Here is a 12,357-nt window from a genome sequence, read left to right on the forward strand (position 1 = left end):
CACATTCGCGCAGATGTGCGAGCAGATCGACATAAGCCTCGGCGATGACAAGCGGGACTTCGCTTGGGCAAGGATTCGCGAGAAGTTCGGTGCGCCGAGCCTTTCTTACCAGATGTGCGGTCATGCGCGGCACGTGATACACGCGCATCGGCCGGATCAAGTCACTCGGATAGTTTGTGCGCCGGCCGATTCGTTTGATCCTTCCGCAGTGGAGATTCAAGAAGTCGTGCTGCGTGGGGAAGTGACACTCCGACAATCATGCATCGTGTGCGGGGCGCCTTCGATCATCACAAATGCCTGTGGGCCTTGGTCATCCCTTTGCGTCGAGCATCGGACGGGTACGTTCCTCAAAGGACTTATAGGAAGCTCTGTGTGGACGGCGGCGGAGCTTCGCGAAGAGCCGGTTGGTTAGGCGGTCATTGCTCATCGGCGCTTCACTGGGCAGTGCCGCCTTCAGCGAGCCGGCAAATCATGCGACGTTCACATGATGCTTAACCTCACCATCACATGTTCGCCGCCCCGTGTTCCATACCGACGTTGTCGCACAACAAAGGCGCGGAATCGAATACCTGAGATTTCAACAATCACAAACGCCGACGGGCGCACGCTTTGCCTTGTCTCATCCTCGTGGGCAACGACCCCGTAGTCGTTGTGAATCACGAGTTCGGCAACCGCAATGCTGTCGAAATCTTGCGCCGAGATTGTGAGGGTCTCGGTTTCGCTGTCGTACCACTCAGCGAATACAAAATCGGGCACCAGGCTACCGGTGTGTTTGTATCGACGTTGCAGCTTCTTGGGTGTGGCAGCGGTCATCGCCTTCGCTTGCTTAAACTCCAAGTCCCGACCGCCGAGCACTGATTCGGTCGCGGTGTTCGTCTGCATGCGCGGTGCAGAGGCACAGAAACCATCCGCCATGCTTTTCAATGGTGGCCGGGCGTCCACAAAGCATGCAAGCGGTTTCCGTTGCCAACTCTGCCTGGTCGAGCAAGGTCTGAATTCGCTGTAGTTCTTCACTGCCCAGAGATTCGGAGTTGTAGTAGTACCTCGCACTTCCGTACTTTTCCTTAATTTGTGAAAAGTGAAAACGACGCTTGTTCTCCCCCAAAATCGCGTCGATCTCTCCACACGCTTGCGCAAGGATTTGCGTCCACCCGTCATACATGTCCAAGCCAATGTTGGGGCCTGCGAACATGTATGGGTACTCGACCTTGAGCTGGTCAGATGTCATGTTTTTCTTTCACCGATTAGTTTTGTCGACGTCGTCGGGAGCAGTGGCGAGCTGGCCCTACCGGAAAGGTTTGAAGACTAGCGATAGGTATTGGCTCGTCAATCGAACCGGCGGGGTTTGTCATGGTCGTTTGCGATCCAGCCGCTTACAGGCACGTCTTCCATCGCGGTTGCTGCATTGATCTCCTGTGGCGTTGGGTAGTGTCGAAGGATTCGCGTCGCAAGAATCCGGAGCTTTTCTGGGACTGGCCCGCCCCACTGCTCAATGTCTTTGCTCTCGGCGCGAATGGCACGAAGAGCTTCACCTGCCCATTCGAGCGCACGACGTCTTTCGTAGGGGAGCGTCATAGGTTTGTCCTCTTTGATTATTCAGTGCCCACCGCTTCGACGTGTTTTTGATGCGTTCTCACCCGAGCTGAGCATCGATTGACGGCGCGCTCCAAAGCGGAATCAACACGATTGAACTTGGCAGTCGTTCTGACCAGCTGTCGAAAAGCTCCAGATCGTCGCTGAACACTAGGTCGACGGAATCGGAACCTAGAGCGGAGCGATGCGCAACGGTCCGTGCAGTCCGCAGCGACCAGCTCAAAGGTCCAGAAGGCACGAGAACTTGTAGTGCGACCAGTTTCGGAACATTCTGGGCCAGCAGAAAGCGACTGAGCTCATCCTTGCTGCAAAGAAATGCGCCGGTTTCGTCGGCGCCGACTTGACCGTTAGGAGACCAAGTGCAGAGGAACACCGGCTCCTTGACGCCAATGTGTGAGATCGCGAACTGAAGCTGCTCGCCTTCGGCGACGGTGGCTCTGGATGATGGCGTCGAGAACATAGAGTTGCGTCGACGCAAGTTGCGGTACAGGGCAAAGTGCTTGTACAGCAAACTTAGAGGCGCCGACCCGCCATTGTGACTTAAACGCGGCTGACGTAAAAGCGGCAAGCCAACAGACTCGGCTTTGTGGCTGTCGACGATCCCCCTCATGTTTCCGCCAAGTCAGCACGCGCGCTGTTGGCGGTCAACCTAGTGCACCTTAGGCAGAAAAGGCAGTGGTCTCAGGAAGCTCTCGCCCACGAGTCGGGACTGCATCGAACCTTCATCGCTCACGTTGAGCGGGAAAGTCGGAACATTTCTTTGGACAACCTCGAGAAACTTGCCGTTGCGTTAGGAGTGCACGTTGCGCGGCTTTTGAAGGATTGACGAGCGAGTCGCCTGTGGATCCCTGCGCAAGGGCATCCTGCATCGAAAGATGAAGTCCGATCAGGGGATGCGAGAAGCTGGTCGTTCGTCGCTTCCACGTCGGCACCATTGCCAAGATCGCTGATGCTTGGTGAATTTGTGCATCGACACCGAAGCCGTTCGCCCGCGAGGACAGTCCGGATGTTTGGAACACCCATCACTGTCTTGGGCATCAGTCACGCTCTGGATGTGGGAGAGCGGTGGCCATGATGGCAACGCACCCATACAACGCGACGAGTGAGCCGGACGAACCCTGTACGGCCCCGCTGGATGGCCTCCAAAATTGAACTACACCTTCGCGTAGCAGCTCCCGGCAGGCGTTCAAAGTGGCCGGCGCAGCTAGGCTTTGTTTGGAATCGGTCCGCTGGAACCGAATCATGGGAGCATCGCGGCCTATCGTTTGCCTCAAACAGGGGTTGACGAAAGCAAACGTAACTTTTGCGACAGATTCAAGTAAATGTAGGCGATTTTTACGAATGACGCCGCTTTATATTGAAGCCGTGAGAAGTTAATAGGGCGAAATTGTGATCTTCGAGAACAGAATTCCCACAATGGCCCCGCAACCACAGGGCTGGACAAGCCGGTGTTGGGTAATCTTTCGAAAAACGGTGACCCGCACCCTCGCAGTGCACTGATAAACCCGAACGGGTTTCTATTAAATCCGTTTCGATCTAGGACTTAATCTTCCCGTTGTTACAGGTTGACTGTGGAACACTGCCGCAGCGTCAACATCGGTGACAAGATTTCAGCAAAGACGAACTGCTGAAATGACCAACACCTACCTTGTAACTCAGATCAAGCGCATCAGTGATCCGTGCATCGATGCGACTGCTCGCCATGCTGTTCGTCGCGTATACCTCGTTGATCGAGAAACTGGTCTCCCTTGCGAGCTCGAGCAAAATTACATCGATGTCGTACTCGGGACTAAGGCAGTTGGTACGCAAGACAAAGCCGGAGACGAACTTGCTGTTTTCAGACAATGGCGCCTTATTCAGAGCCTCAAAGACAAAGGTTGGAAAGACAGTCTGCAACGCGCGCTCCAATCAGAGCCACCCATGTCATCGAGTGAGATTGATGATTTCGCAAACTCTTGCAGTTTCAAGGCAGGCTTTTTGTCAAGGACGCTAGACGCATTGAAAAATGGGGTGGCGTTGGACATTTATTCATCTCATGAGACAGTGAGCGCGGCCTGTTTAAATGGCCGAATTCGTACTGCAAAGAGGTTTTTGACGCACCTCCTCAATCATGGTCGCAAGCCCGCCAATGTTCAAGATCTGCATTTCTACCCCTACATCTCGGAACTTAAAAGATCACTAGAGACTGAACTGCAGAACAAGCTTGTTCCAGTCCCCAAACATTCGGAAGTTCTCTCGCTCAATTCCGTTGAAGTTCAGGCAATGGAGCTATTGCTCGACAACCACCCCTTATTTACCAATTCTGTAAGCGCTCAGCGGGATTCTCTCATCATAAGAACTTTAAGAGAAACATCGTTCCGTGCCGGTGAGCTACTAAAAATTAAAACTGAACAGGTCTGCGAACCTTCAGAGTTGCTTCCATCCCCGTACATGACGACGATCCGCGACCCTCAATCTGCTGAGGACTGCCGAAAATACGAACCAGCTATTAAGACCCGCAACGGGGACGTGCCAATCAGCAACGAGCTCTTCAAGGATCTGCAAAATTACATTCTTGGACCGAGGCGGGATGCCGTTGATCTTCGCATCGACGGCGTCGAAACCGCTTACCTCTTCGTCAATCACGAAGGCGATCCTGAACACATTGGAAAGGAAACATCCCAGCGCAACATCAATCGTGTTGTTAAGAAGCTGACGGTTCATTCTGCGATTAGATCTTCGGTACACCCCCATTCATTGCGACACACGGGTCTTACTGAGCTCGCTGATGGCGCACAGGAGCGAGGTCGCGACGGTGCGGAAATTGAGCAGTTGGTAACGGACATCGGTCGCTTCACGCCTGGCTCACCGCAGGTGGCGCATTACACCGGTAGACACGTAAGAGCTCAGACGGCGAAATTCAAGAAAACACGGGAAGATGAAATTCGTGGAAACAAAACCTAAACGGACTTTTCCCGCGGATGCCGTTCAGCTCTTTTTTCGGTCTGCCGACGATTTTCCAACGGTATTTTCGTATCGCTCTTTCGTTTGTCCCGTTCAAATAAAACCGATCGAGCATACAACTTCCATACCAGTCAACCTTGACTGCATGAAAATCGATGGCGACGGTGGAACTGTAAACATTAAGTTGAATCGCTTCCGGCTCTTTTTAACTTCGAAGACATTCGAGAGTTTTTCGTATGTGATGATTACGGCCTTGGATCGCCGGTACAAATCCTCTGTAGTTTCTAGATGGGAAAAGGAGGCTCATCTATTTTTCCGCCTGTGTTGCGAAGCGCTCGGAGCGACAAAAATCGAAACAATCACTTTAGGAATGTACCTTTGGTACACAGAAGCCTGTAACCCATCGCAGGTTGGGCTGATAAGGACGTTTCTTAGTTTCTGGTGCAAACAAAATGTTGAAGGACTGCACCGAGGACTCGCTCGACACTTGGACTCAGCCTCCCCGCCCAAACGTCCATCGACGCAGCAAATTCAGAATCAGAAGCCTGACGAACGCCCACTGACGATTGCTCAATCTCGGCAGATCTCCGAACGCATCGGTGAGCTTTACGCTGCAAAGGAATTTAGTTCCCAAGACCAACTTTTATGGACGCTGATCTCAGCAGAAGGACTAAGGCCGTCGCAACTTGCTCTTTTGCGCGTAAAACATTTCGAGATCATTCAGGACGAGCATGGCGAAATACTTGAGGTTTTGATACATGTGCCGGCAGTCAAGCAAAAAGGCACGCCGGCACTCAGTTATTTAATAACGGAAACGCTTGCGTCGAGAGCGTGGGTCCCTTTGACGGAGCATCTGAACTTCGTATCTACTGTAGCCGGCCGCGAGTTGATGCCCGAGGACAGAATTTTTTGCTTGACCAAAGATTTTCTTGGGAATTACGTAATTAGCAAAAGTCCTTTAAGAATTAATTTAATTGTGAACGAAACAAGAGCAAGAATTATCGCGGGAATTCCGGATCTCGAAAATGTGATCCTTTTTTGTCGGCGGTTCAAGCACACGATGCTGACCCATTTAGGTCTCTTAGGAGCACCCTTATCAGTTCTGCAACGATGTGCTTATCAAACGTCTTCAGGGTCAGTCAGAAGGTACGTTAATGTCTCCAAGGATGTCCAGCGAAGCTTCGAGACGAAGATGGCCAACTCACACAATGCGCTTGTCAGGTTTTTTAAGGGGCGAATCGTTGACCGAGCGGGGGCTACTCATCCCGACGAAGAACACCTCATTGGAGCACCAGGTCTCTCCGACGAAGACTTGGGCGCATGCGCCGTTCAGCCTTGCAAGGGTCTGATGAATGTCGGCTGTTACGGCTGCTACAAGTTTGAAGCTTTCGCCGATGGACCACACCAAGAAGCGCTAGACCACCTTGAAAGCTTAAGACTCGACCGCGCTGCACTACACCTCGATGACGCGGTCGTCACCCGCGACGATCACCTAATCGAGGCAGTCAAGCAAGTCATTGCAGACATCGGAGGGCAGCACCTTGGCCAAGTGCAAATTTGATGACTTCGTCGAGCGGTACGAACCAGGTGGGCGAGAGGGCATCAACAGCGAACATGCGCCTGCCTACCGGCGTCAGTCCCCTTATTTTGCGGCAGCAGACAAGTACGTGCCCTTAGGTCAAGTGACGGCCCGTGTTTGGTTTATCAAGTTTGAAGCAAATTACTATGCCAATTTGTCATTGAGCGAAAACATTCAGAATCGCGAATCAAAAGATGGAACTCACTGCATTGAAGACGGAAAATTTCTTCATTTTAGCAAAGCGCTGTTGAACGTGTTGTGTTTGCGAAAGTCGCATCGTCGTACTATACCTAAAGAAATTGTCACCGCGCTATCGTTTCTCGAAAAGGCTCTTCGCATTCAACAGTTGAACAATGATCCTGCGTTGTTCAATCACCTGACATTCGCTATAGCAACTTCGCTCCTCCAACAATCACGGTACACCCTGCAGAAGCAGTACGACATCGGAAAAGAGCTGGAATTAATCGCCGGAATGCTGCAAGGCGGATACAGCTCAAAGTCGTTCAGATTCCCTTACGACGGTTTCAACTTGCTTTCAGCTCGATTTGAATACAAATCGCCCATAGTTTCCCCGCCGCGACTCAACGATCTACGAATCGCCCAAAATCAGCGCATGGACATTCCACCGGTAGGTACCGTATCGGACGAGGTGGTCGCATGCGTTGGCTTAGCTTATCAACTCGCCTTCGCTGACGAACAGGCAGGAGATTTAGTTCGCTTTATCGCCGCCTCCATCGCGTTGGGGTTTACCGCTGCATCAATGCGCAGCATAGAACTCGCGTTACTACGGAGGGACTGTGTCTATCGTAACGACACAGGTGAATCAAGGTTACGACTGTCTCGTCCAAAAATTGACGAAGATCAAGATCTTAAGATCCCAGACATTCTCGTCGAGTTGGCCGAACAGTGTCACTTGAGAGTTTTTAAGCTGACGAAAGAGGCACATGAAGCCTTTTCGTTTTATTGTTCGCACTTCCACGATTTTAAAGACATTGACCGGCTTTTTATACCGGCACACCTAAGAAAAACGTTCGCCCATCCTTTTATCACTTTTGAATGTGCTCGCGCAGCCTTAAACCTTCACGATGCCGCGTATCTCGATCAGATCCCAGGTGTACTGAGAGGAATTTCTATACACAAATTTGTGGATGAGCCGGGTGATTTGAGCGAATACTCCACTGATTACGTTGGTCAGCCTACTCTGCAAATTGGTACAGCAGTTGAGTTCTGCAAGAGTGCTGGATTAGTCGTTGCGCTTCCATTTGGAATCGACATGCGAAAGCGCATAACGCCGGGAGCTCTAGAGCGCATGATGGGGACAAAGTCGAAGACAAAGAAAGCGCTTTTGAAGAAAATCTATCAGTTTGGAACTTCCGTTCGTGCCTGGCTTAAGACTGAAGATGTGCTTGAGTGTTTGTTAAATGACTTCAAGCTCAGCAATTTTCCACATTGGCCGTACGCTTCAAAAGAGCGGGATCTCAAACTTTGCGATGCACTGATGGTGTTCTATGAGAGCGCGAATTCGAAAAATGTGGATCCGAAGAGAAAGCAGTTGCTTTGGTGGAAGCCTATGCTTTTTACGCCCGACATGATGGCGCGCTGGCTTCGGCCCACTGGTCAAGGACCAGCCATGCTGTTCAAGGCCTTAGACGTCAGTTTGCTTGATGGCGCATACCCCACCTTTTCCGTGGAGGACGCCCGCAAATGGCATCAGACTGAGGGGCTCCTAGCTGGTGTTCCACTCATCTTTCTAGACCAAATTTCGGGGCGAAGCAGTGGCCGGCAAAGTGACTACTACGACGATAGGTCTAGGCAACAAAAGCTTCGAGGCCTAATTGACGCCTTGCGTGGCGTTAAAACTCTTCACGTAGCCGGACCGGCGATGGCAATCGCTGAAAGACGAATCCCCATTATTGATCGACGGGATTTCCTATTTCGCACCGCATCCCCAAAGCACATGACAGAACTCGGCGGATGCAAATCTGATTGGTCAATTAATCCATGCGAACAACTAGGTGACTGCCTTCGCTGCGGAGGTCAAGTATGGATAAAGGGAGACGCTATCAAACTCACAAGAATAGCAAGCATTAAAGCCATGTCGGAAGAGATCATTTCCGCCGGGAAAATGAAGCTTATAAAAAATCCTCGTCGGATCACAATTGCAAATCAAATCACTCATGCGCAAGAGGCGCTCGATCGAGCCAACGAGATTTTTGCATTTGAGGAAGATCCCACAGCGCCTAAAGGTGCCTTAATAACTTTTAAGAAAGCAAGCACCTCAATGAGTGTCAGTGATCGCAGCGCTTACATCCGAGCGCAAGGATAGTAGGTAAGGGTAAATGGGCCAACCAAAAATTAAGGCTTCAGAGGCAGCAAGATTTGCAGCGCTTGCAAATACATGGCCGGCCGAGAAACAATTTAGCTGGGAATCGCTCCGCGCAGCATTCGCGTTCAGCGAGAGCTTACCCATTGACAAAGTTTGGTCTCGCCAAGCACTCACAAAGCATGCAGTTATAAAATCGGCCTTTGATGCAACTGCAGCAAGAACGATAAATGCAGGTTTGCAGGATCAGACGAGAGCTGAAGATCAGTACACCAGACTGAAGCAGGAATTCAAAGAATTAGAAGAGAAATACCACGCATTAATGCATCGCCATCGGCAATTAGCACACAACGTAAGCTTCTTAACTCAGGGCAAGGAACTGCTTTTAACGCCGATTCCGTCCAACGTTCAAAGTCAAACACACTATGCTACAAGAGCAAAACCAAAGCGAAATTCGCCTTTCTAGTCGATTGCCACTACACGTTGAAACTCAGAAATAGCATCGTCGGAATCAAAAAGAATGTCGCCTTGGTTGACTGCATCAAAGCGATCGAAGTTCTGAAAATCGAAAAGCTTTCGATCCATCAAATGTGAAGGCACCACGTTGGTCAATGCAGTAAACATGCTACGAATTCTCTGAGGATTCTCAATCTCCCAGCTCTTTAGCAGCTCTTTCATCGCTTGTCGCTGCAGATTGGGCTGAGATCCGCAAAGAGTGCACGGGATAATTGGGTACATCTTTGCGTTCGCATGACGCTTAATGTCTTTCTCTTTGCAATAAGCAAGAGGTCGGATGACTACATTTCTGCCATCATCAGACTTCAATTTTGGTGGCATTGTTTTTAAAGAACCGCCAAAAAATAGATTCAGCAAGAGTGTCTCTAAAATGTCATCTCGATGATGGCCTAGCGCAATCTTGGTAGCTCCCAGTTCCACGGCGGTGTTGTACAGGATTCCCCGCCGCAATCGAGAACAAAGTGAGCACGTCGTTTTTCCTGGAGCAACTTTTTGTTTGACAATGCTATAGGTGTCCTGTTGTACGATTCGGAAGTCGACTCCAATGCTCGACAAATAGTTAGGTAAGACTTCTTCCGGAAAGCCTGGCTGTTTCTGATCAAGATTGACGGCCACGATCGAAAAGTGAATTGGAGCTTTCCGCTGTAGATGCAGTAGAGCGTCAAGCATCGTGTAGCTGTCGGCCCCACCCGACATGCACGCCATTACGACGTCACCTTCCGAAATCATCGAGAAGTCATGCACCGCCTTCCCCGCAAGCTTGTAGATTTTGTTCTGCACCGCCATCGCTGAGCGGGATGGGCCGTCCGCCGCCTGAGTAGGATGTGGGAAGGGAGTTGAGCCCGGTTTGGCCGCATGCGGCACCTGTGGGAAAGTCGTGACGTTGTCCATGCCCTTATTTTCTACCAACCCACCTCGGTGGAGCTGCCCACCTGGCACTGTGGCCTGCCGTGGTCGGATGAGCCGTAAACATTCGCGTCTCGTTGGTCGTAAAGATTGCGGGCCGAACTCGAACCGTTCCGCCATAGGACCGCGCAGCAAGCTCTGTGATGTTTACAAAGGCAGTGTTCTAAGAAGCAAGGACAGCTACGCGATGCTCGACATCCTGCTGAAGCTGAAGGCGCGGGCGCCCGTCCATTTCGACCTGGTCGCGGTCAACCTCGACCAGAAGCAGCCCGGTTTCCCGGAAGAAGTGCTGCCGAAGTACCTGAGCGAACTCGGCGTGGCCTTCCACATCGAGAACCAGGACACCTACAGCATCGTCAAGCGCGTGATTCCCGAAGGCAAGACGACCTGCGGCCTGTGCTCGCGCCTTCGCCGCGGCATCCTCTATCGCGTGGCCGACGAACTCGGCGCGACCAAGGTGGCGCTGGGCCACCACCGCGACGACATGCTGCAGACCTTCTTCCTCAACATGTTCTTCGCCGGCAAGTTGAAGAGCATGCCGCCCAAGCTCGTGAGCGACGACGGGCAGCACATCGTGATCCGTCCGCTCGCGTACGTGGCCGAGAAAGACCTCGTGCGCTGGGCAGCGCACCGCGAATTCCCGATCATTCCCTGCACGCTGTGCGGCAGCCAGGACAATCTGCAGCGCCAGCAAGTCGGCGAGCTGCTGCGCGAATGGGACAAGAAATACCCCGGCCGGATCGAGAACATGTTCACCGCGCTGCAGAACGTGGTGCCTTCGCACCTGCTCGACGGAACGCGCCACGACTTCAAGGGTCTCAAGGCGACCGGCGTGGCGGACGACGAGGGCGACAAGGCCTTCGACGCGCCCGATTTGCCGTCGGCAAGCGCCTCGTCGGCGCTGCGCATCGTGCAGCTCTGAGACGGGACTCTTCGAACGATTCAGACCTCGATCCTCATGCAGCGTGTACTGACAGCCCTTCTCCTCATTGCAACCCTGAGCGGCTGCGCCACCTGGGTGGTCGACAGCGACGTGCGCAGCTTTTCGAAGCTGGCCGCTGTGCCGCCCGACGCCACCTACCGCTTCGAGCGCCTGCCGTCGCAACAGGTCGACGAGGCGGCGCAACAGTCGCTCGAAACGATGGCTGGTGCGGCGCTCGCCAGGGTCGGGCTGCGGCGCGACGACAGCGGTGCCCGCTACAGCGCCCAGATCGGCGCCCGCGTGACGCTGGCGCTTTCGCCCTGGGCGGATCCGTGGCTGTACGGACCGGGCCTGTACGGCCCCCGCGCATGGGGCCCGGGATTTCGCCACGCGTCGCCCTGGGGGGGCGATGGCTATTTCGGCGGCGGGTACGGGCTCGACTTTCCGCCGGCCTCGAACCCCTGGTACGAGCGCGAAGTGAGCCTCGTGCTGCGCGACCTGGCTTCCGGCCGGGTCGTCTACGAAACCCGCGCCCGCAACGACGGCCCCTACAACCGCAGCGCCGACATCCTGCCGGTGATGTTCGACGCTGCGCTGCAGGGCTTCCCGAATCCGCCGGATGGCGAGCGTCGGGTCAACATCCCGCTGTCTCGACAAAAGTAAGTCGATGGAGGCCACCCGCCTGATCGCCGTGCGTCATGGCGAAACCGCCTGGAACGCCGACACGCGCATTCAGGGGCAGCTCGACATCGGGCTCAACGCGACGGGCCAGTGGCAGGCGCGCCGCGTCGGTGCCGCGCTCGCCGACGAGGACATCGACGTCATTTACGCGAGCGACCTCGCGCGCGCCTGGGAAACCGCCGCGCAGATCGCCGGACCCCGCGGCCTCGCGGTGCAGCCGGAACCGCGGTTGCGCGAGCGCGCCTTCGGCCTTTTCGAGGGCATGCGCTTCGCAGAAATCGATGCCACGCTGCCCGAGCAGGCCCGCTTGTGGCGCACCCGCGATCCGGCCTTCGCCCCCGAAGGCGGCGAAAGCCTGCGGGTGTTTAGCGACCGGATCACCCTTGCGGTCACCGAACTGGCGGCGCGCCACGCCGGCCAACTGGTGGTGCTGGTCGCCCACGGCGGCATCCTGGACGTGCTGTACCGGGCGGCCACGCGCCAGGCATTGCAGGCGCCGCGCACCTGGAACCTCGGCAACGCGACGATCAACCGCCTGCTGTGGACGCCTGGCGGCTTCGGGTTGGTGGGATGGGGCGATGCAGGTCACCTGAACGGCAGCCCGCTGGAGGAAAAAGTCGACTGACCGAGCGCGGATTCCTCCCGTTCCAGCCCACTCCGCCAGGTTGACCCTCTCGGCGCCAAGGCATGTCAGCTTTTAGTACTCACAAATCGTTAAAAAAAGCGCAGAATAGCGGAAGACCAAATTTTTCGGTGCAGTTGTCAATCCGACAATGGCAACCAGTTGCATCTTCGAGGTCAGGTTGTCCGGAAGACATAGCCCCTTCGAGTTAGCGCTCCACGACATTGCGTTCTACCAATGGAAAGTTGCGCAGTCTTTGAGCCTGCTGCAAA

At 53.8% G+C, this 12,357-nt stretch carries 12 protein-coding genes; 8 read left to right on the forward strand and 4 right to left on the reverse strand.

The genetic code is table 11. From position 1 onward, the window contains the following. Nucleotides 1–480 precede the first annotated feature (480 nt). From AX767_RS06605 to AX767_RS06610, 3 genes are all read right to left on the reverse strand, one after another. Nucleotides 481–882: a hypothetical protein gene (locus AX767_RS06605; protein WP_068629732.1), complete on the reverse strand. Its 402-nt coding sequence runs from the start codon at nt 880–882 to the stop codon at nt 481–483. A gap of 444 nt (nt 883–1,326) precedes the next feature. Continuing rightward, a complete protein-coding gene (locus AX767_RS21290) occupies nt 1,327–1,575 on the reverse strand; it encodes a BPSL0761 family protein (protein ID WP_156480978.1) in 249 nt (82 codons plus the stop codon). Between the two features lie 58 nt (nt 1,576–1,633). Further along, a complete protein-coding gene (locus AX767_RS06610; protein WP_156480979.1) occupies nt 1,634–2,203 on the reverse strand; it encodes a hypothetical protein in 570 nt (189 codons plus the stop codon). A 42-nt stretch (nt 2,204–2,245) separates the two neighbouring features. Between AX767_RS06610 and AX767_RS20960 the strand changes: the two genes are divergently transcribed. The 5 genes from AX767_RS20960 (at nt 2,246) to AX767_RS21305 (ending at nt 8,904) form a co-directional block, all read left to right on the forward strand. Next, nucleotides 2,246–2,419, forward strand: a complete 174-nt coding sequence (locus tag AX767_RS20960; protein ID WP_335338855.1) for a helix-turn-helix domain-containing protein — start codon at nt 2,246–2,248, stop codon at nt 2,417–2,419. Between the two features lie 806 nt (nt 2,420–3,225). Further along, a complete protein-coding gene (locus AX767_RS20965; RefSeq protein WP_082754885.1) occupies nt 3,226–4,536 on the forward strand; it encodes a site-specific integrase in 1,311 nt (436 codons plus the stop codon). Next, nucleotides 4,511–6,097 (forward strand): hypothetical protein, encoded by a 1,587-nt coding sequence (locus AX767_RS21295; RefSeq protein ID WP_156480980.1) that lies wholly within the window; start codon nt 4,511–4,513, stop codon nt 6,095–6,097. Before AX767_RS20965 ends, AX767_RS21295 begins: the two co-directional genes overlap by 26 nt. Continuing rightward, complete coding sequence (locus tag AX767_RS21300; protein ID WP_156480981.1) at nt 6,078–8,441, forward strand: hypothetical protein; 2,364 nt, start codon at nt 6,078–6,080, stop codon at nt 8,439–8,441. The genes AX767_RS21295 and AX767_RS21300 overlap by 20 nt, the downstream gene beginning before the upstream one ends. 13 nt (nt 8,442–8,454) lie before the next feature. Next, complete coding sequence (locus AX767_RS21305; RefSeq protein WP_156480982.1) at nt 8,455–8,904, forward strand: hypothetical protein; 450 nt, start codon at nt 8,455–8,457, stop codon at nt 8,902–8,904. On the opposite strand, the gene ttcA (AX767_RS06630) is transcribed toward AX767_RS21305, so the two are convergent. Beyond that, nucleotides 8,901–9,845: a tRNA 2-thiocytidine(32) synthetase TtcA gene (ttcA, locus tag AX767_RS06630; protein WP_082754887.1), complete on the reverse strand. Its 945-nt coding sequence runs from the start codon at nt 9,843–9,845 to the stop codon at nt 8,901–8,903. The genes AX767_RS21305 and ttcA (AX767_RS06630) overlap by 4 nt on opposite strands. Before the next feature lie 67 nt (nt 9,846–9,912). Here ttcA (AX767_RS06630) and ttcA (AX767_RS06635) point away from each other — a divergent pair, with 67 nt between their 5' ends. From ttcA (AX767_RS06635) to AX767_RS06645, 3 genes are read left to right on the forward strand one after another with little or no spacing between them, the layout of a single operon-like run. Beyond that, the gene (gene ttcA, locus AX767_RS06635; protein WP_082754889.1) at nt 9,913–10,782 is read left to right on the forward strand and encodes a tRNA 2-thiocytidine(32) synthetase TtcA; all 870 of its coding nucleotides are present in this window, start codon (nt 9,913–9,915) and stop codon (nt 10,780–10,782) included. 36 nt (nt 10,783–10,818) lie between these two features. Further along, nucleotides 10,819–11,445: a DUF4136 domain-containing protein gene (locus AX767_RS06640; protein ID WP_068629743.1), complete on the forward strand. Its 627-nt coding sequence runs from the start codon at nt 10,819–10,821 to the stop codon at nt 11,443–11,445. 4 nt (nt 11,446–11,449) lie between these two features. Continuing rightward, nucleotides 11,450–12,088 (forward strand): histidine phosphatase family protein, encoded by a 639-nt coding sequence (locus tag AX767_RS06645; RefSeq protein ID WP_068629746.1) that lies wholly within the window; start codon nt 11,450–11,452, stop codon nt 12,086–12,088. The last annotated feature ends 269 nt before the right edge of the window (nt 12,089–12,357 follow it).

The sequence above is a fragment of the Variovorax sp. PAMC 28711 genome, assembly GCF_001577265.1.
Lineage (GTDB): Bacteria > Pseudomonadota > Gammaproteobacteria > Burkholderiales > Burkholderiaceae_C > Variovorax.

Coding starts and splice junctions, on each gene's coding strand:
- AX767_RS06605 (WP_068629732.1), bottom strand. CDS start 882: ATGCAGACGAACACCGCGACCGAATCAGTGCTCGGCGGTCGGGACTTG.
- AX767_RS21290 (WP_156480978.1), bottom strand. CDS start 1,575: ATGACGCTCCCCTACGAAAGACGTCGTGCGCTCGAATGGGCAGGTGAA.
- AX767_RS06610 (WP_156480979.1), bottom strand. CDS start 2,203: ATGAGGGGGATCGTCGACAGCCACAAAGCCGAGTCTGTTGGCTTGCCG.
- AX767_RS20965 (WP_082754885.1), top strand. CDS start 3,226: ATGACCAACACCTACCTTGTAACTCAGATCAAGCGCATCAGTGATCCG.
- AX767_RS21295 (WP_156480980.1), top strand. CDS start 4,511: ATGAAATTCGTGGAAACAAAACCTAAACGGACTTTTCCCGCGGATGCC.
- AX767_RS21305 (WP_156480982.1), top strand. CDS start 8,455: ATGGGCCAACCAAAAATTAAGGCTTCAGAGGCAGCAAGATTTGCAGCG.
- ttcA (WP_082754887.1), bottom strand. CDS start 9,845: ATGGACAACGTCACGACTTTCCCACAGGTGCCGCATGCGGCCAAACCG.
- ttcA (WP_082754889.1), top strand. CDS start 9,913: ATGAGCCGTAAACATTCGCGTCTCGTTGGTCGTAAAGATTGCGGGCCG.
- AX767_RS06640 (WP_068629743.1), top strand. CDS start 10,819: ATGCAGCGTGTACTGACAGCCCTTCTCCTCATTGCAACCCTGAGCGGC.
- AX767_RS06645 (WP_068629746.1), top strand. CDS start 11,450: ATGGAGGCCACCCGCCTGATCGCCGTGCGTCATGGCGAAACCGCCTGG.